We start from the raw sequence: 18024 nt of genomic DNA, 5'->3' as shown, positions 1-18024 counted from the left end.
TCAAAAGCAATTTATTAATAACGGTATAACTGGCGGCTTGCGCCGCCGGGTGAAGCTTTAGGCGGATTCGGCTGTTTCCACTAGCTCGTCAGTGGTCGCCGGACGCGGTTGTCCGCGCTCTTTAACGAAAACAATCTTTTCGTCGGTTTCGTTGCTATTAACGAATTGACGGAAGCGCTTGAGTTTTTCCGGATCGTTAATGGCTGTTTTCCATTCGCACTGGTAGGTGTCTACTACTCGGGCCATCTGGGCTTCCAGCTCAGCACAAATCCCCAGCTTGTCATCGATAATGACTTCGCGCAGGTAATCCAGGCCGCCGTCAAGATTTTCCAGCCACACAGATGTGCGCTGTAATTTATCGGCGGTGCGCACATAGAACATCAGGAAACGGTCGATATAGCGGATAAGGGTTTCGTCATCCAAGTCGGTGGCGAACAAATCTGCATGGCGGGGGCGCATGCCACCGTTGCCACAAACAAATAGATTCCAACCTTTTTCAGTGGCGATAACCCCGACATCTTTGCTTTGAGCCTCAGCGCATTCACGGGTACAGCCGGAAACGGCCATTTTTATTTTGTGTGGAGAGCGTAGTCCCTTGTAGCGGTTTTCTACTTGAAGGGCCATTGAAACGCTGTCCTGAACTCCAAAGCGACACCAGGTGCTACCAACACAAGACTTAACCGTGCGCAGGGATTTGCCGTAGGCATGGCCGGTTTCAAATCCTGCATCAATCAGCTCTCGCCAAATTTCCGGTAGCTGCTCCAGGCGCGCGCCAAACAAGTCGATACGCTGGCCACCGGTAATTTTGGTATAGAGGTTGTAGCGTTTGGCGACTTCGCCGATCACTATTAATTTTTCCGGTGTGATCTCGCCGCCGGGAATACGCGGAACTACGGAATAGCTGCCGTTTTTCTGCATATTCGCCATAAAAGTATCGTTGGTGTCCTGTAAGCCGACGTGAGTCTGCTCCAGAATATGTTCATTCCACAGGGAGGCAAATATGGATGCGGCCGCAGGTTTACAAATTTCACAGCCGCGCCCTGAACCGTGTTTACTTAATAATTCACTAAAGGTCTTTATTTCTTCCACCTGGATAATGTGGAATAACTCCTGGCGGGAGAAGGGGAAGTGCACGCATAAGTGATTGTTCACTTCCATGCCGAGCGCCGCCAGCTCTTCATCGACAATATTTTTCAGTAGCCCAGCACAACCACCGCAACCTGTAGATGCTTTTGTTACATCCTTAACATCAGCCAGTGAGTGGCAGCCACCGGCAACGGCGTCGATAATCTGGCCTTTACTTACATTGTGGCAGGAACACACGGTAGCCGAAGCGGGGAGTGCAGCAGCACCCAGCCCGGGAGTGGCGCCATCGGTTGCCGGTAAAATTAATTGTTCCGGATGTTCGGGCAGATCAATATCGTTGAGGTGATATTGCAGCAGGGTATCGTAGTCATCCGTATCTCCTACCATTACCGCGCCCAAGAGCTTTTTTCCCTCGCTATCGGTGATCATACGTTTGTAAACACCGCTCTGCTCATCTACAAAAGTAATAGCGGCAGCGCCGTTGGTGCGACCATGGGCATCGCCAATAGAACCGACCTGTACGCCCAGGAGTTTCAGCTTGGTGCTCATGTCAGCACCGTTAAAACTTTCCTCTCCACCGGTCAGTTGAGCGACAGCAGTACGCGCCATGCTGTAACCGGGTGCGACCAGGCCAAAAATTTTCTGATCGTAAAGCGCGCATTCGCCGATAGCGAAAATATTCGGGTCTGAAGTACGGCAGCAGCTGTCAATTACGATCCCGCCGCGTTCGCCAACTTCCAGCCCGCTGGATTTTGCCAGTTCATCCTGGGGGCGAATGCCTGCGGAGAAAACAATCATATCGGTAAGCAGCTCTTTATCTCCCTTGAACTGCATACGCAGGCGGCCGTCTACTTCTTCAATCAATTCCGTGGCGGTACTGGTGTGTACCTGAACCCCGAGTGCTTCAATTTTTGTTCTTAATAGGGCTGAACCACCTTCATCCAACTGAGTGGCCATAAGGCCTGGGGCGAACTCGACAACGTGGGCTTCAAGTCCCAGGGCTTTCAGGGCATTGGCAGCTTCCAGGCCCAGTAGGCCACCGCCGACAACTACACCACTTTTTGCACTGGCGGCAATCGAGCGAATGGAATCGAGATCTTCCAGGGTTCGATATACAAAGCAGCGCTGGTGTTGATGACCGGGTATTGGCGGAACAAAAGGGTAGGAGCCGGTGGCAAGTATTAATTGGTCGTAAGAGTGGCTGGCTCCACTTGCCGCAGTAATTGTTTTATTGTCCCGATCAATTTGCACCACCTTGTCATTGAGCAGGATATTAAAACCCCACTGCTGATACTGCTCCAAGTTTCCCATGGACAGGTCTTCAGCTGTGCGTCCGGCAAAGTATTCGGAAAGGTGGACCCGGTCATAAGCGGGACGGGGCTCTGCACAGAATATGGTGATATCAAACTGGTTGGCGTATTGATGGTTGGCGAGCTGTTCCAGGAAATGGTGCCCGACCATACCGTTGCCAATCACAATCAGCTTTTGAGGTTTAACATTTGCCTTCATTTACAATCCTGCCGTCTCAATTCGTTTTATTCGGCAGGAAGAGGGCCCGTCTGAAATGGCAAGGGCGTCTCCTCTTCTGCCGAAGAGTACAGGCGCCGTTGCCTCGTAATGGGGGAATAATTTGTTGGTAATTAAATACATTCAATCTCTATGCCAATTTTATTTTTAGTAATAAAGGGGGTTTGGCCTGATTGTCCACAATTTTTGCGACAAAGTGGTGCATTTAATTAATTTTCTGCGCTGTAAATGTGCTTATTCAAATCTTATGTATTAGCGCCAAAAGAAGTAGAGTAGATGAGAGAGCAGTAGAATTAAAGTTAGTAGCTGCCAGACAAGAACCGGATTTCTTTCTAGCAGGGGGCGGCTTTGGGGAGCTTTAAAATCTGGGCTGGGAGATTGCAGATCCTGGATAAATTCTGACAATGCGTTGTAGCGCTTTTTAGGGTCAGGAGCACAAGCCTTTTGTAGGGCGCTATCAATCCAGTAGGGAATATCTTTGCGGTGTGCGGATGCGCGAGCAAAGCGCATTTGGCTATAGCTCTTTAAACGGTAGTGGTAGCTACCAAAGCGTTCGGGGTAGGGATATTTTCCCGTGAGTAATTCATAAGCAATGATTCCCAGGGAAAAGATGTCTGATCGATGGCTGGCGCTATCCCCAAAAAAGAATTCCGGAGCTGCATAATTCTTACTGCCGGGTGCTGTTTCACCAGATAGATGTAATTGCTCTCTGAGCCCTGGGCCATCGGCACCACCGAGATCAATGATTACCAGGCGCCCGTCGTTGCGCATCATAATATTCTCTGGCTTGAGATCGCCGTGAACGATCTCCAACCGCTGTAAACTTCGCAACGCACTAACCAGTTGTCCCATTAGCTCCCGCACTTGGGGAATTTGAGGTTGTGGATGTAATTGCATCCACTGACGCAAAGTCTGTCCTTCGATATATTCGAGAATATGATAGAGGCAGTGCCTTTCAGAAGTCGGAGCAAAAACTTTAATAATTCCTGGGTGGGAGATTCGTCGCCCGGTCCACTCCTCAGCAATAAATCGTTCGATGTAGTGGGGGTCATCACAGAAATTAACCGAGGGAGTTTTTATCACCCGTAATACTTCGGTATTGAGGTCTCGGGCCAGATAGAGATGGCTGCGGCTGCTGGCATGTAATTCCTGTAAAACAAGAAAGTTGTCGAGCTTTTGGCCCGGGCGCAGGTCAGGTGCGAACGGGAGTTCGCGATTGCGCATAGCCAATTCATCGCACTGGGGCAGCCCTACATAATTTATCCGGCAAGTGACAGCAGTCAGGTTATCGGTGGAGCCCGCTGTCAGAGCAGCATCAATAAGCCCTTGTGGGGTTGAGCTGGAAAAATTAAGCAATAGCTCAATTAACTCTGTCTCAGGCAGAAAATCGTGAATCCCATCGCTACTCACCAGGAAAATATCCCCGGGTTGCAGTTCCTCACAGCGGTAGTCCACTTCAATATGGGCATCCATTCCCAGGGCGCGGCTCAAAAAGGTGCGTCCAGGTCCGAGGCTGTGGCTGTGATCGCTACTCAAGCACTCTAATTTTCTGTTGCGTAGTCGGTAGATCCGGGAGTCGCCGATGTGAACCAGGTGTGCGCTGGTGCCTTTGAAAATAACGGCAGAAAAAGTGGTCAACCAACCTCGTTTAATTTCGGCACTGCCGCCACTCTGTCGAAACAGCCAGCTATTGAGCGAGTGCAAAACCCGCGCAACAGAGTGCTTTGTCGACCAGGTTTGCGGGGTGCTGTAATAATCGGAAAAGAATCCATTGATGGCAGCGCGGGCTGCTTCACCGCCGGCTTCTGCATTGGCAACACCGTCGGCTACTGCGGCAAGGCTGCCGTGGCGCTGTAATTCAGCGCCTTCGGGAAGCCTCACTGCGCAGGCGTCGTCATTGTGTTGGCGAAGTCCAGCGCAGGAGGCAGTGAACAGTTGCAGGGCATCTTCTTTATCGCCCTGCGAACTGTCACTGGCAGCGAGCCCGGATTCTTCTGTGCTCGCTGCAGTGGGTAGATCGTTATTAGGCAACATCAATCATGGATACGCTGCCATCGGGGTGTACTTCTGCCATTTGTCCCTCCGGTTCTTCCAGTAGAAGCAGGGCGGCAAAGCCGAGCAATGCGGTAGCGCAGATTACCAGGAAAAAGACCTGGTAAGACACCATGCTGAGAACGGTGAGATAGAAAACGGCTCCGACATTGCCGTAGGCGCCAGTCATGCCGGCAATCTGCCCGGTTAGGCGGCGTTTGATCAAGGGCACCACTGCGAATACAGCGCCCTCACCAGCTTGCACAAAGAAGGAACAGGCCATGGCAGCGGCGACCGCCAGGTACAGGGGCCACTCGGCATCGATCATGCTCATAGTGAAGTAACCCAGAGCCAGGCCAGCGGTGAGGATCAGCAGGGTAGGTTTGCGGCCCCAGCGGTCGCTAATCAATCCGCCGGCAGGGCGTGACATGAGGTTCATAAAGGCATAGGCGGAGGCCAGCAAGCCAGCTTTTACCGGGTCCAGTGTAAAGGTCTCGGAGAAGAACAGGGGCAGCATGGAAACCACAGCCAATTCGGAACCGAAAGTCGCGAAGTAGAGCAGATTCAAAACTGCTACTTGCTTAAACTTATAGCGGTGTACCGGTGCTGGTGAGTTGCTGAGTACTTCACGGTTAATACTGTAGGTTTTATACGCGTCCAGAAGATACAGTAATACCAGGCCTGCATAGATCAGGTTGGCAGTAAGGTTGGATATTAATGCAACGCCGCTGGATAATTTCCAGGTTAGCAGAGCCAGTGCCGCATACATGGGCACTTTCATCACCAGAAGCAGGATAAAATCCCCGGGACTGGTGACTTCCATAGCACCAATTTTTTTTGGCTTGAAATAGGTTGACCCCTTGGGCGTATCAGTCACAGAGAAGTAATAAACTACGCTGTAAACCAGTGCGATTGCACCGGTGAGGCCAATGGCGTAGCGCCAGCCGTCGTCACCGCCAAAAAACAGGGCGATGGTGGGTAGGGACATGGCCGCTGCGGCTGAGCCAAAATTTCCCCATCCCCCGTAAATACCCTCTGCGGTACCCAGCTGTCGAGCCGGGAACCACTCGGACACCATGCGGATACCTACAACAAAACCTGCACCAATAAAGCCCAAAAGGAATCGGCCAATGGCTGCTTGCACAAAATTGTCTGCCAGGGCAAAAATAAAGCAAGGCACACTGCCGATTGCCAGTAATAGCGAATAGGTGAGTCTGGGGCCATATTTATCAGTGAGCATCCCGATTACAATGCGTGCGGGAATTGTCAGGGCCACGTTTAAAATAAGTAGGGTTTTGACCTGGTCCGGAGTTAATGAAAGGCTTTTCGCAATTGCCATTAACAGTGGTGCGTGGTTAAACCAGGCAAAGAAAGTGATAAAGAAGGCCACCCAGGTTAGGTGGAGCACTTTTATCTTCCCGCGGAACGAGAATAGATTGAGTGAGTCACTGGACATGCGCATTTCCTTTGTTTGCTAATTCCGCAGGCACAAAAAAAGCCCACAGCTGCAGCCGCTTGACTGCAGACGATGGACTTCGTTGCCCGTTATATTCGGCGAACAACCGCTTCACCGCGCTGATGCGCCTGAGGGAAGGCAATTGCATCATCGAATTATTTCCATTCAATTAATGTGCCACTATTTTTTTGCGAGCAGGAAATCCACTGTCTGCCGATAGAGGTCTGGACGATAGGCTTCTGCTGCACGGAGTGTCGAACTCCCCAGGTCTGAATACATCTCCAGCAGCTGCCGTGCTTTTTCCTGAGTTGGACGCCCGCAGTCGTTATCAATATGGGCAAAGAGGTGCCAGCCGGGATTGGCGAGAATCTCCCGGTCCCGGTGGTAGAGAATCTGGTCATTGAGGGAGCGCTGAATCAGCTCCTCAGGCAAGTTGAGGTATTGCCCCAGGGACAAGAGCTTGGCAGCTTCGGCTCTGTTTGCGCGTGCGGCAAGCCAGGTACAGGCTTTGAGAAGAGCGGCCCTTAGGGCCAAGTGGGTCGCAGGGTTGGCTTGGTGCCAGCTTTCAGTGACTGTCAGCACTTTTTCCGGCATAGCTGGCAGCAGTGTATTACAGGCTGCAATGACTACGCCGGACCCTTTGTGGGCGGCCAGGGAGTTCCAGGGTTCGCCTACACAATAGCCATCGATAACGCCACTGTGGAGGTTTTCCAGCATTTGTTCAGGCGGTAATACCACCAGTTTTATATCCCGGTCCGGGTCGATATCGGCAGAGCGCAACCAGTATCTTAATTGCAAGCTATGACTGGAGAATGGATAAACCGTGGCGAGCCTGACAGTAGGTGGGTATTTATTGTCGTGCAGGTAGCGCTTTAGCGCCAAGGCTATATCACTTTGTGAGTCACCTTCACAGTAATTTTGCAGGCGTTCGAATAATTCTGCGGAAAGGGTAATAGCATTACCATTGCAGCTGAGAATTAATCCACTTAACAAGCGTTCGTGGCAATTGGGTAACGCTTGTTCAAGTGTCAGGGGCATAGGAGCGAGCATTGCTGCAGCATCTGCTTTGCGCGCAATTAACTTGTCTCGCAGGGTGGCCCAGCTTGTTTCTTTTTGCAGCTGTACCTTTAATCCATATTCTTGGAAGTAGCCTAGCTCCTTGGCGACAATCAGCGGTGCGCTGTCGGTCAGGCGCAGGTAAAGCAGTTTGATGATCTTTTTTTCCGGGCACAGAAGGGCTGACATCGGTACTCTAATGCTCTTTCTGAAAATATTGGATTACTTGCTCGGCAACTGTATGGATGGTCGAGTTGCTGTTCATCGCGAGATTGCGCAAGGTCTTATGGGCATCCTCTTCACTGAGGTTCTTCTTGGCCATTAATAGCCCTTTGGCCCGCTCGATCGCTTTTCGCTCTGTGAGTTGCTGCTGGGTGCGCTCGAGAGACTGACGCAATTGCTGGAAATGTTTAAATTGTGCCATAGCGATTTCGATCGCCGGTGCCACGCGCTCAGGAGTCATTCCCTCGGCCATATAAGCGCTTACCCCGGAGTCGACTGCACGACTAATAAAGTCTGCGTTGCCGCTACCTGAAAACATAGCCACTGGGGTTGGCGCCTCACGATTGACTATGGCCAGGCTTTCCAGGATATCCCTGTCCGGGGATTCGATGTCTATCAGCACAATATCTGGACGGTATTTTTCCACCTGGAAGAGGAGGCCTTCGGCACTGTTGATCTGGGCGAGAATGCTGTAGCCAGCAGCACGTAATCGCTCACAAACCAAGTGGGCGCGCTCGGGATTGTCATCGACCAGCATGATTCCAGGGCTTGGATTAGTCACAATTTACTGCGGCACTCATCTAATAATTTTTATTGGGCTTTACCAACTTTTAATCAATAGTTGTGCCAAATACGCAGAGGTGGGGGAGTGGATATATGTCTCTAATTCCATGAGATAAATCTGATGTTACTGCTTTTTCCTGGTGCGACATTCTGCGGATATTGTTTTTTTTGCACAAGTAGGGGGCTAGTACATATTTTTCAGGTAGAAAAGTGTGACTTGGTACTATGGAAGCAAAATCATCTGCACATTTGTGGTTTGCGTGAATAGACTGTCACATGGCGCGTTATTTTTTATTATAGGTGTAATGCGATAGTCGCCTTTATCGACAATATTTAACTAACACGGTGTGTTTGGCGATCTATTTGCGGTTATTAAAAATAGTCAGTTACCCCTAAATTATTGTAGTTTTTTGTTTGTTTGTAGGTGGTCACTCCACTGTGGGGATTTTCTTGGGTTGAAAATTCATAGTGAATTGAGCGGTAAGGCCATTTAAAAAGGAAAACTCCTTATATTTTGGATAAACAAATAGCAATTTAACTTCAGGGAAAAGGTTTCGAGCGAGACTAATTTTTGCTTATTTCTTTCAGGTCTATATAGCCAATTCAGGATATATAGTCTTATTAATTTCACCAATTACGGCTATCAGGTTATCCCTCTTTTCATCCCCTTTGACGACGTTTACACTCGATCTGTTTATAAATTGGGCAATCCAATACTTTTTGAGGTAGATGTAGCTGTAAGTTCATAAAATCAACTAAGAGGGGCACGGCGGTGATTATAGCCATACCTAGAGAGACCGCAGAGGGAGAAGCACGTGTTGCAGCGACTCCCGATAGCGTAAGACGATTACGCGATTTGGGTTTTTCCGTAGCGGTGGAGAAGGGGGCTGGTAACAGGGCCAGTTTTACTGATGAAGCTTATGCTGAAGCCGGTGCAGAAATCCGTGAGGATATGCAACAGTGCCTGGCTGACGCGGGCATAGTATTAAAAGTACAAGCACCAACTGATCAAGAGTTGGCCCTGATTCCCAAAGGGGCTACGCTGATCGCCTTTCTGAAGCCGGCACAAAATGCCGAGTTCCTACAGAAGCTTGCCGAGCGCGATATCAATGCGCTAGCGGTCGAGTCGATTCCAAGAATTTCCCGCGCGCAAAAAATGGATGCGCTCAGCTCCATGGCAAATATTGCCGGCTATCGTGCGGTTGTGGAGGCTGCCCATAATTTCGGTCGCTTCTTTACCGGGCAGATCACAGCTGCAGGAAAAATTCCCCCGGCAAAAGTACTTGTTATTGGTGCTGGTGTAGCGGGGCTCTCTGCAATAGGTACGGCAAAAAGCATGGGAGCTATTGTGCGGGCCTTCGATACCCGCGCTGAAGTACGTGAGCAAGTGGAGTCCATGGGGGCTGAATTCCTTACCGTAGAAATTGAGGAGGAAGGCTCGGGCTCCGGTGGTTACGCCAAGGTGATGTCCAAGGAATTTATTGATGCTGAAATGGCACTGTTCCGCGAGCAGGCCAAAGAAGTGGATATTGTGATCACCACTGCCTTAATTCCGGGGAAACCAGCTCCGAAATTATGGCTTGCAGATATGGTCGACAGTATGCCTAAGGGTTCTGTCGTCGTGGATTTAGCGGCAGAAATGGGCGGTAACTGTGACTATACGGTGGCTCATGAAAAAGTGGAGCAGAATGGCGTCACTATTCTTGGTTATACCAATTTGCCCAGTCGAGCAGCTGCACAATCCTCGCGCCTGTATTCAACCAATCTCGCTCACCTGCTTGGGGAGCTAACTCCGGAGAAAGATGGCGAGATTAATCTCAATTTTGATGATGAAGTGATTCGTGGTGCCACAGTGGTTAAATCCGGTGAGATTACCTGGCCTCCACCCGCACCAAAAATTTCTGCTCAGCCCAAGCCATCGGCGAAAGCTACTGAGGAAGTGAAAATTGTTGAGGAGAAAGCTGAGAAACGAAAATCTCCCGTATCTATTTTTGCATTTTGGGCGATCGCGGCAATCTTATTGTTGTGGTTGGGGCGCGTCGCACCTCCTGATTTCGTCTCGCACTTTACCGTATTTGTCCTGGCAATATTTGTTGGCTGGCAAGTGATTTGGAATGTTACCCATGCGCTACACACTCCGTTAATGAGTGTTACTAATGCAATTTCCGGCATTGTGGTTGTTGGTGCATTAGTACAGCTTGGAATTGCCAATTCGGGTTTGGTGAGCCTGCTTGCTTTCATCGGCGTGTTGGTGGCCAGTATTAATATATTCGGTGGTTTCTTTGTGACCTACCGTATGTTGAAAATGTTTCGCCGGTAAGGGGAGGAGAGAGTGATGAACGGTATGATTGCAATGGCTTATCTCTTCTCGGCAGTGATGTTTATCTTGAGTCTGGGAGGTTTATCCAGTCACGAAACTGCGCGCAGGGGAAATATTTACGGCATGGTGGGAATGGCAGTTGCCATTATCGCCACTATTGCTGGAGTGGCCGCCGGGGCTTACTGGATGGTCGCCATCGCCATGATCGTCGGTGCGGTGATTGGTTTGGCACTGGCCAAGCGTGTGGCTATGACTCAAATGCCACAAATGGTGGCTTTGCTACACAGCTTCGTCGGCTTAGCTGCGGTATTAATTGGTTGGGGCGGTTTCCTTGATCCGGTTGTGGAGTTACACGGAGCTGCTCATGTTGTCCACAGCACTGAGATATACCTGGGTGTATTTATTGGAGCAATTACCCTGACCGGTTCTTTGGTTGCTTTTTGTAAGTTGCAGGGATTGGTTTCCGGGAAACCATTAATGCTACCGGCCCGGCACTGGCTTAACTTGATTGCCATTTTGGCTTGTATTGTTCTGGGTGTGTTGTTTGTACCGGCAGATGTGCATGCGGGTACGGTTATTAACTTACTGTTAATGACCTCAATTGCATTGCTGTTAGGTATTCACCTTGTGGCAGCTATTGGCGGCGCTGATATGCCGGTGGTTATATCCATGCTGAACAGCTACTCCGGTTGGGCCGCTGCCGCTACCGGATTTATGCTGGGCAATGACCTGTTAATTGTAGTGGGCGCCCTGGTGGGTTCTTCCGGTGCCATCCTGAGTTACATCATGTGCCGGGGAATGAATCGCTCTTTTATCAGCGTTATTCTCGGTGGATTTGGCTCTGATGGTGGTGAAGTCTCCGATGAGGAAGTCGATGGTGAAGTAATTGCCATTGATCAACAGGAGCTTGCGGATGAACTGGATGCGGCGGACAGTATCATTATTGTTCCCGGATTCGGAATGGCGGTAGCCCATGCCCAGCAGGCGGTTAGTGACTTGACCGATCGTTTGAGAAAAGCGGGCAAAACAGTGCGCTTTGGTATTCACCCGGTAGCTGGACGTCTTCCCGGACATATGAATGTGCTCTTGGCTGAGGCTAATGTGCCCTACGATATCGTTCTGGAAATGGATGAGATTAATCCAGATTTTCCCGCTACAGATTTGGTTTTGGTGATCGGTGCTAACGACACGGTAAACCCGGATGCAGTGGAAAAACCGGGCTCGCCTATTGCCGGTATGCCGGTGTTGGAAGTTTGGAAGGCCGGTAAGGTTGTTATCCTTAAGCGCTCTATGGCTTCAGGGTATGCGGGAGTTGCTAACCCGCTGTTTTACAAAGAAAACTCACGCATGCTGTTCGGTGATGCAAAAGATAGTTTGCAGGGGGTTTTGGGTAAGCTCGGAAGCTAATCCCTGACCCGGGTTATCAAATGTAATTAAACCTACTTTGCACAGAAGGGCTTGGAGGGGTACAAATTGGACAGTGCCTCTTCAGGCCTTTCTGCGTTTAGGTTTGGTGATTTATTTTGATGAAAATATGGTTATCGAACCTCGCATCAAATAATGATAATCTGCCAGCCTTTACATATCTTTACAGTAGAGAGTTACAAGGAGTTTGGGGATGGAAATCCGTCTACGTAAGCTAGCTTTAACAGGGGTGGTTACTCTGGGAGTTTTGGGTCTGGCAGCTTGTGGGGGGGGAGGCGGTTCTGATTCTGGGGCTCCAACAACAGATAGTGGTACTTGGGAAGAGGGTAATTTCCTGACCTCCTCTACCTATGCTAACCAGTGTGTTTCTCCTCGCAGTGGCACAGATCCAGCAACCGGTTCAGCCTACGCTGATGTAGCGGGCAGCCGTGAAGATGAGAATAACTGGCTGCGCTCAATGAGCAATGAACTCTACTTGTGGTATGACGAGATTGAGGATCAAAACCCAGCTGATTTCGATGACTCTTTAGCTTATTTCGAAGAGCTAAGAACTTTCGCCCTGACTCCCTCCGGTCGGGAAAAGGATCGTTTCCATTACACTGTCCCCTCAGATGAATGGTATTCAGAATCAGAATCCGGTGTTTACGTTGGCTATGGTGTTCAGTGGGCCCTACTTTCCAGCACCCCGCCACGTAAAGCAGTAGTCGCCTACCTGGATGAGGAAAGCGGTGGTGATTTGCCCGATATTATGACCCGTGGTGCAGAAGTTATTAGTGTCGACGGTGTTGATCTGGCCTACGGCGATGATGTGGATACCCTGAATTACGGTATGTGGCCAGAAAATGAGGGTGAGTCCCACGTATTTGAAATAAGACCTTTGGGTTCTTCAATGATCGAGACTGTCACGCTGGTTGCGTCACCGGTGCAATCTGACCCGGTTCAATATGTTAAAACTGAAGTGACAGATTCGGGCCGTAAAGTCGGTTATATGCTCTTCAATGATCATATTGCGACAGCGGAAGCGGAGCTGATTGATGCTGTTACCGAGCTTGAATCGGAATCTATTGAAGAGTTAGTGCTTGATCTTCGCTATAACGGCGGTGGCTATCTCGATATCGCTGCGGAACTGGCCTATATGATTGCCGGTGATACTACTGTGGGGCAAGTATTTGAAATTGCCCAATTTAATGACCAGCACCCGGAAACTAACCCAATTACCGGAGCGCCTTTGGATGGGACTCCATTCTATTCGACCGGCTTAGGCTTTATTGATGAGTCTTTATACGGAAAAGAACTGCCGACTTTAAACCTCTCGCGGCTGTTTGTCCTAACCAGTGAAAATACCTGCTCTGCCAGTGAAGCCATTATCAATGGCTTGCGCGGCATTGATATCGAGGTTATTCAGATAGGTGAGACTACCTGTGGTAAGCCCTATGGTTTTTATCCTTTGGATAATTGTGGCACCACTTATTTCACAATTCAGTTCTCCGGTGTGAATGCAAAAGGCTTTGGTGATTACTCCGATGGCTTTATGCCCAATGGTGATTACGGAACTGATGCCGATTTGCCAGGGTGTGTGATCGGTGACGATTTTGACAATCTCCTGGGGGATGTCGATGAAGCGCGCTTTGCTACCGCACTGAATTATATCGAGACCGGAGTGTGTGGAGATATTTCCACCAGTGCATTCTCCATATCAGGTGAAAGTGAAGATGCTCCCGTTTTCAATGCGAGAGTGACCAAGGAAGTTTCCCGCAGTAACCGCATAATGGTGAAATAAAATGAGAATGGCAGCTCTGGCTAAACTTTGTGGTTTTGCATTAATGTGCCTTGGCTGCTCCTCTCAGCAAAGTGTTGAAACTGCAACACCGGCGCTGTTACTGGAAACAAGCCCGGAGATTCAAAGCAAGTTGCAAACTGCAGTTTCGCAAGCGTTGGGTGGAGCTAAAGTGACCCTTGGCCCGAAGGTGTTTGTAGATGATACCGTTTTAGTGCTTGAGAATACCCCGAAGCAGATGGCATTGATTGGTAGGGATATGGGGCGGCCGATTAAGTTTCAGCTGGTCGGCAATGGTGAAAAGTGTTGGTTGACACGGCTGTCCACTGGAGAATCCTGGGAGTTGCCTGTGATGTGTAAGCCAGTTTCCACTGGTTGAAAAAAGAAAGGGGAGCATTAGCTCCCCTTTTTGTTTAACGCAGCAGGTTGGACTTGCGAATATCCGGCTTCTGCGCTGCACGGAAAATCAGGGCAATCTTGCCGATTTCCTGTACCAGCTCGGATGAGGATTTTTCGCAAAGCTCACCAACGATTTGGTGGCGTACTTCCCGGTCGGCGATCATCAGTTTGACCTTGATCAGCTCGTGGTCTTCGAGTGCACGGTTCAGTTCTTCCATCACCCCCTCGCTCAGCCCATTGCCGGCTACGGTCACGACAGGTTTCAGGTTGTGACCTAGAGAGCGAAGAGCTTTTTTGCGGTCGGCGGTTAAAGGCATACAATACTCCATTACCACTTTGTGGAATTCGATGTGGGAGCGGCCACAGACCGCGATCGTCGCCAGCGTTTGTTCGGCGGACCCGATCGCGGCCAGTGGCCGCTCTTATAATTAAGCTGTAGTGATTGTAGGCATTGTACCCGATGGGCCGATCTAAGAGCAGCCACCGTTGGCTGCGTGAACATTTTAATGACCATTACGTCAAACAGTCCCAAAAAGAGGGCTATCGCTCCCGTGCCAGCTACAAGCTGCAGGAGCTACAAAATAAGGACCGCTTATTCAAACCGGGAATGACTGTTGTCGACCTGGGTGCGGCTCCAGGGGGCTGGTCCCAGGTAGCGATGGAGTTGGTAGGGCACAAAGGCAAGGTTTTGGCGTCAGATATATTGCCGATGGACCCACTGGCCGGTGTGGACTTTGTCCAGGGGGACTTTACCGAGGAGTCGGTGCTCAGTGAACTGTTACAGCGCATGGGCGATGAACTGGCAGACCTTGTGATTTCCGATATGGCCCCCAATATGAGTGGGATACGCGATGTTGATCAGCCCGCCTCCATGTATTTGGTGGAACTGGCGGTCGATATGGCCCGGCAGGTACTTAAGCCCGGTGGTGCATTTGTTGCAAAGGTATTCCAGGGAGAGGGTTTCGACGAGTTGATCCGCGACTTGCGTGGGAGCTACAACAGTGTCGTAACTCGCAAACCTGGTGCTTCCCGCCCCCGTTCACGTGAAGTATACGTGGTGGCGCGAGGATTTAAGGGCTGAGAGCGACTGAGAACATCGGCGTATTTCTAGTCTGACTCCCCGTATGGTATAAGCGATACCTGTATCGGGGGCGAAGGCTGTTGACCCCCCGCACCTATACTGGTTTTATCCGGTATTGATGTGGCCGGCATTGCCGGAATGAACGGATTTTGATTGCGAAAGCGAGAGGGCTATCCCTTTGAATGATATGGCAAAGAACCTGGTACTGTGGTTGATCATCGCAGCGGTACTGCTGATGGTTTTTCAAAACTTTAAACCGCAGTCACGGGATGAGGCTCTCAGTTACTCCGACTTTGTTCAGGATGTGCAGTCGGGCCAAGTTAAGAACGTGATCGTAGACGGTCTGGTGATCACCGGCGAAAAAGCCGATGGCAGCCGCTTCAAGACTATCCAGCCACAGATTATCGACGATGAACTGACCAATGAGCTGGTGCGCAGCAATGTGCAATTTGTTGGTCGCGAGCCTGAGTCACCGAGCATCTGGCAGCAGCTCCTGGTAGCCAGCTTCCCGATCCTGATTATTATCGCTGTATTTATGTTCTTTATGCGCCAAATGCAGGGCGGAGCCGGCGGTCGCTCAGGCCCTATGGCATTTGGTAAGAGCAAGGCGCGCCTGCTGGGTGAAGACCAGATCAAGACAACTTTTTCCGATGTTGCCGGTGTAGACGAAGCTAAGGAAGAGGTACAGGAGCTGGTCGAGTTCCTACGCGATCCCACCAAGTTCCAGCGCCTGGGTGGCAATATCCCTCGCGGCGTACTGATGTGTGGTCCTCCCGGTACCGGTAAGACCCTGCTTGCCAAAGCAATTGCCGGCGAAGCAAAAGTACCTTTCTTCTCCATCTCCGGTTCTGACTTTGTTGAGATGTTCGTTGGTGTGGGCGCTTCCCGGGTGCGGGATATGTTTGACCAAGCCAAGAAGCAGGCTCCCTGCATCATCTTTATCGATGAGATTGACGCTGTTGGCCGTCACCGTGGAGCCGGCGTTGGCGGCGGTCACGATGAGCGTGAGCAAACCCTGAACCAGTTGCTGGTTGAAATGGACGGTTTCGAAGGTAATGAGGGCGTGATCGTTATTGCCGCGACCAACCGCCCGGATGTACTGGACCACGCCCTGCTGCGCCCAGGTCGCTTTGACCGCCAGGTATTTGTCGGACTGCCGGATATTCGCGGCCGCGAACAAATCCTCAAGGTCCATATGCGCAAGGTGCCTATGGACGACAAGGTGAACCCGCAGACGATTGCCCGTGGAACCCCTGGTTTCTCCGGTGCCGATCTGGCCAACCTGGTCAACGAAGCCGCCCTGTTTGCTGCGCGGGCCAATAGACGCACCGTGACCATGGAAGAGTTTGAGCGCGCCCGTGACAAGATCATGATGGGCGCCGAGCGCAAGTCCATGGTGATGAATGAAAAGGAGAAGGTGAATACCGCCTATCACGAGGCCGGTCACGCCATTATTGGTCGACTGGTACCGGAGCATGACCCGGTACACAAAGTAACTATTATCCCCCGTGGCCGCGCTCTGGGTGTGACCCAGTTCCTGCCAGAGGAAGACAAGTACAGCCTGTCAAAGCGCGCGATTGAATCGCAATTGTGCTCCCTGTTTGGCGGCCGTATTGCTGAGGAAATGACCCTGGGTATCGACGGCGTTACTACCGGCGCTTCCAATGACATCGAGCGGGCCACCGACTTGGCGCGCAGTATGGTGACCAAGTGGGGCTTGTCTGAAAAGCTCGGCCCATTGCATTACGGCGAAGATGAAAGCGGTCAGCCCGGCCAGGGTAATCCGGTTTCCGGCAAGACCACTTATGAAATCGAAGCCGAAGTACGCCGTATTATTGACGGCTGTTACGACCGCGCTCAGAAACTGCTGGAAGACAATCGAGATATTCTTGAAGCTATGAAAGATGCGCTGATGGAATATGAAACCCTGGATGCGGACCAGGTTAGTGATTTGATGGCTCGTCGCAAAGTTCGCGCACCAAGGGACTGGGAAGACAATAACTTCGGCTCTGGTGGAAACAGCCCGACTCAGGATACTGAAACCACAGAGGCCTCAACTGAGGCAGATAAGAGCAATACCGTCGGCGGCCCATTAAACGGCCACTGATTCTCCGAAGCGACTAACTGGACAAAACCAAATGCCGGGTTGGGGATAGGGCGATAGCCTGTTCCGATCCGGCATTTTTTTATTTCAGCCAATGAAAATTATCTGTGGTAACCACACCTTAGACCTCTCCCAACCGGTGGTTATGGGGGTTCTGAATACGACGCCGGACTCCTTTTCCGACGGTGGCAATTACTATGCCTCCGGTACCCTGGACTTGACCCTGGCTCTGCAGAGAGCGGAACAGATGCTCTCTGAGGGAGCGACAATCCTGGATATTGGCGGAGAATCGACACGCCCTGGCGCATCGCCGGTCACCGAGCAGCAGGAGCTGGATCGGGTAGTGCCGGTGGTGGAGGCAATCAATGCGAACTTTGACGCGATTATCTCTGTCGATACCAGTACTCCGGCAGTGATGCGTGAGTCAGCTGCGGTAGGGGCGGGACTGATCAATGATGTTCGTGCCCTGGAGCGCCCTGGAGCACTGGAAGCCGCCGCAGAGAGTGGCCTGGCAATCTGCCTGATGCATATGCAGGGTCAGCCCGGCACTATGCAGGATGATCCGTCTTACACTGATGTTGTAGAGGATGTCGCCAGGTATCTGCAGAAACGGGTTGATCTCTGTATCGAGCTGGGGGTGGCACGGGACCGGCTTATTCTCGACCCGGGTTTTGGCTTTGGCAAAACCGATGAACACAATTTGGCGTTGTTGCGTAATTTGTCGCAGCTGGCGCCAGCGGATATGCCCATACTGGCGGGCTTGTCGCGGAAATCGATGATTGGTCGCTTACTCGATCGAGATGTAGATGGCCGCCTCCCCGGTAGCCTGGCCCTGGCCATGTTGGCTGCGCAAAGGGGTGCAAGAATTTTACGTGTCCACGATGTTGCGGAAACCGTGGATGTGTTGCGCATGCAGCAATTGGTTTGCAGCGAAATTTGATGAGTGATGTCTTACAGAGACCTTAAGCCGCAGGGT

General features: G+C 50.9%; 13 protein-coding genes. 7 read left to right on the top strand and 6 right to left on the bottom strand.

Annotated features, from left to right (window positions below; genetic code table 11):
• Positions 1-57: 57 nt before the first annotated feature.
• The 5 genes from nirB to ACJJIE_RS12955 all read right to left on the bottom strand — a co-directional run bounded on the left by nirB (position 58) and on the right by ACJJIE_RS12955 (position 7940).
• Positions 58-2595: a nitrite reductase large subunit NirB gene (nirB, locus tag ACJJIE_RS12975; protein ID WP_444891960.1), complete on the bottom strand. Its 2538-nt coding sequence runs from the start codon at positions 2593-2595 to the stop codon at positions 58-60.
• Between the two features lie 270 nt (positions 2596-2865).
• Positions 2866-4647: a bifunctional protein-serine/threonine kinase/phosphatase gene (locus ACJJIE_RS12970; RefSeq protein ID WP_413663238.1), complete on the bottom strand. Its 1782-nt coding sequence runs from the start codon at positions 4645-4647 to the stop codon at positions 2866-2868.
• A complete protein-coding gene (locus ACJJIE_RS12965; RefSeq protein ID WP_444891959.1) occupies positions 4637-6100 on the bottom strand; it encodes a NarK family nitrate/nitrite MFS transporter in 1464 nt (487 codons plus the stop codon). The genes ACJJIE_RS12970 and ACJJIE_RS12965 overlap by 11 nt, the downstream gene beginning before the upstream one ends.
• Positions 6101-6280: 180 nt before the next feature.
• Entirely contained in the window at positions 6281-7345 is a 1065-nt protein-coding gene (locus ACJJIE_RS12960) for a CmpA/NrtA family ABC transporter substrate-binding protein (protein WP_444891958.1), read from the bottom strand.
• Between the two features lie 7 nt (positions 7346-7352).
• Positions 7353-7940 carry an ANTAR domain-containing response regulator gene (locus ACJJIE_RS12955; RefSeq protein WP_282931354.1) on the bottom strand — a complete coding sequence of 196 codons (588 nt, stop codon included), beginning with the start codon at positions 7938-7940 and terminating at the stop codon, positions 7353-7355.
• 774 nt (positions 7941-8714) lie between these two features.
• On the opposite strand from ACJJIE_RS12955, the gene ACJJIE_RS12950 reads away from it, so the two are divergent.
• The 4 genes from ACJJIE_RS12950 (at position 8715) to ACJJIE_RS12935 (ending at position 13843) form a co-directional block, all read left to right on the top strand.
• Positions 8715-10262, top strand: a complete 1548-nt coding sequence (locus tag ACJJIE_RS12950) for a Re/Si-specific NAD(P)(+) transhydrogenase subunit alpha (RefSeq protein ID WP_282931355.1) — start codon at positions 8715-8717, stop codon at positions 10260-10262.
• A 15-nt stretch (positions 10263-10277) separates the two neighbouring features.
• Entirely contained in the window at positions 10278-11669 is a 1392-nt protein-coding gene (gene pntB, locus ACJJIE_RS12945; protein WP_282931356.1) for a Re/Si-specific NAD(P)(+) transhydrogenase subunit beta, read from the top strand.
• A gap of 211 nt (positions 11670-11880) precedes the next feature.
• Entirely contained in the window at positions 11881-13467 is a 1587-nt protein-coding gene (locus tag ACJJIE_RS12940; protein ID WP_444891957.1) for a S41 family peptidase, read from the top strand.
• 1 nt (position 13468) lies between these two features.
• Complete coding sequence (locus ACJJIE_RS12935; RefSeq protein ID WP_444891956.1) at positions 13469-13843, top strand: hypothetical protein; 375 nt, start codon at positions 13469-13471, stop codon at positions 13841-13843.
• A 34-nt stretch (positions 13844-13877) separates the two neighbouring features.
• On the opposite strand, the gene yhbY is transcribed toward ACJJIE_RS12935, so the two are convergent.
• The gene (gene yhbY / locus ACJJIE_RS12930) at positions 13878-14180 is read right to left on the bottom strand and encodes a ribosome assembly RNA-binding protein YhbY (protein WP_108734403.1); all 303 of its coding nucleotides are present in this window, start codon (positions 14178-14180) and stop codon (positions 13878-13880) included.
• 143 nt (positions 14181-14323) lie between these two features.
• On the opposite strand from yhbY, the gene rlmE reads away from it, so the two are divergent.
• The 3 genes from rlmE (at position 14324) to folP (ending at position 17988) form a co-directional block, all read left to right on the top strand.
• A complete protein-coding gene (rlmE, locus tag ACJJIE_RS12925; RefSeq protein ID WP_108734402.1) occupies positions 14324-14944 on the top strand; it encodes a 23S rRNA (uridine(2552)-2'-O)-methyltransferase RlmE in 621 nt (206 codons plus the stop codon).
• Positions 14945-15131: 187 nt separating this feature from the next.
• Positions 15132-17051, top strand: coding sequence for an ATP-dependent zinc metalloprotease FtsH (gene ftsH, locus ACJJIE_RS12920; protein WP_444894768.1), 1920 nt, complete (start codon positions 15132-15134; stop codon positions 17049-17051).
• Positions 17052-17142: 91 nt separating this feature from the next.
• On the top strand, positions 17143-17988 hold the full coding sequence (folP, locus tag ACJJIE_RS12915) for a dihydropteroate synthase (RefSeq protein WP_444891955.1): 846 nt from the start codon (positions 17143-17145) through the stop codon (positions 17986-17988).
• Positions 17989-18024 lie beyond the last annotated feature (36 nt).

The sequence above is a fragment of the Microbulbifer maximicatervae (SeqCode) genome (assembly GCF_052467325.1).
This window is presented reverse-complemented; position numbering and strand designations above follow the sequence as displayed.

Excerpts from the sequence above, each read along its gene's own strand:
- pntB (WP_282931356.1), top strand. The coding sequence starts at position 10,278 with ATGAACGGTATGATTGCAATGGCTTATCTCTTCTCGGCAGTGATGTTT.
- folP (WP_444891955.1), top strand. The coding sequence starts at position 17,143 with ATGAAAATTATCTGTGGTAACCACACCTTAGACCTCTCCCAACCGGTG.
- ACJJIE_RS12965 (WP_444891959.1), bottom strand. The coding sequence starts at position 6,100 with ATGTCCAGTGACTCACTCAATCTATTCTCGTTCCGCGGGAAGATAAAA.
- yhbY (WP_108734403.1), bottom strand. The coding sequence starts at position 14,180 with ATGCCTTTAACCGCCGACCGCAAAAAAGCTCTTCGCTCTCTAGGTCAC.
- ACJJIE_RS12960 (WP_444891958.1), bottom strand. The coding sequence starts at position 7,345 with ATGTCAGCCCTTCTGTGCCCGGAAAAAAAGATCATCAAACTGCTTTAC.
- rlmE (WP_108734402.1), top strand. The coding sequence starts at position 14,324 with ATGGGCCGATCTAAGAGCAGCCACCGTTGGCTGCGTGAACATTTTAAT.
- ACJJIE_RS12935 (WP_444891956.1), top strand. The coding sequence starts at position 13,469 with ATGAGAATGGCAGCTCTGGCTAAACTTTGTGGTTTTGCATTAATGTGC.
- nirB (WP_444891960.1), bottom strand. The coding sequence starts at position 2,595 with ATGAAGGCAAATGTTAAACCTCAAAAGCTGATTGTGATTGGCAACGGT.
- ACJJIE_RS12940 (WP_444891957.1), top strand. The coding sequence starts at position 11,881 with ATGGAAATCCGTCTACGTAAGCTAGCTTTAACAGGGGTGGTTACTCTG.
- ACJJIE_RS12970 (WP_413663238.1), bottom strand. The coding sequence starts at position 4,647 with ATGTTGCCTAATAACGATCTACCCACTGCAGCGAGCACAGAAGAATCC.
- ftsH (WP_444894768.1), top strand. The coding sequence starts at position 15,132 with ATGGCAAAGAACCTGGTACTGTGGTTGATCATCGCAGCGGTACTGCTG.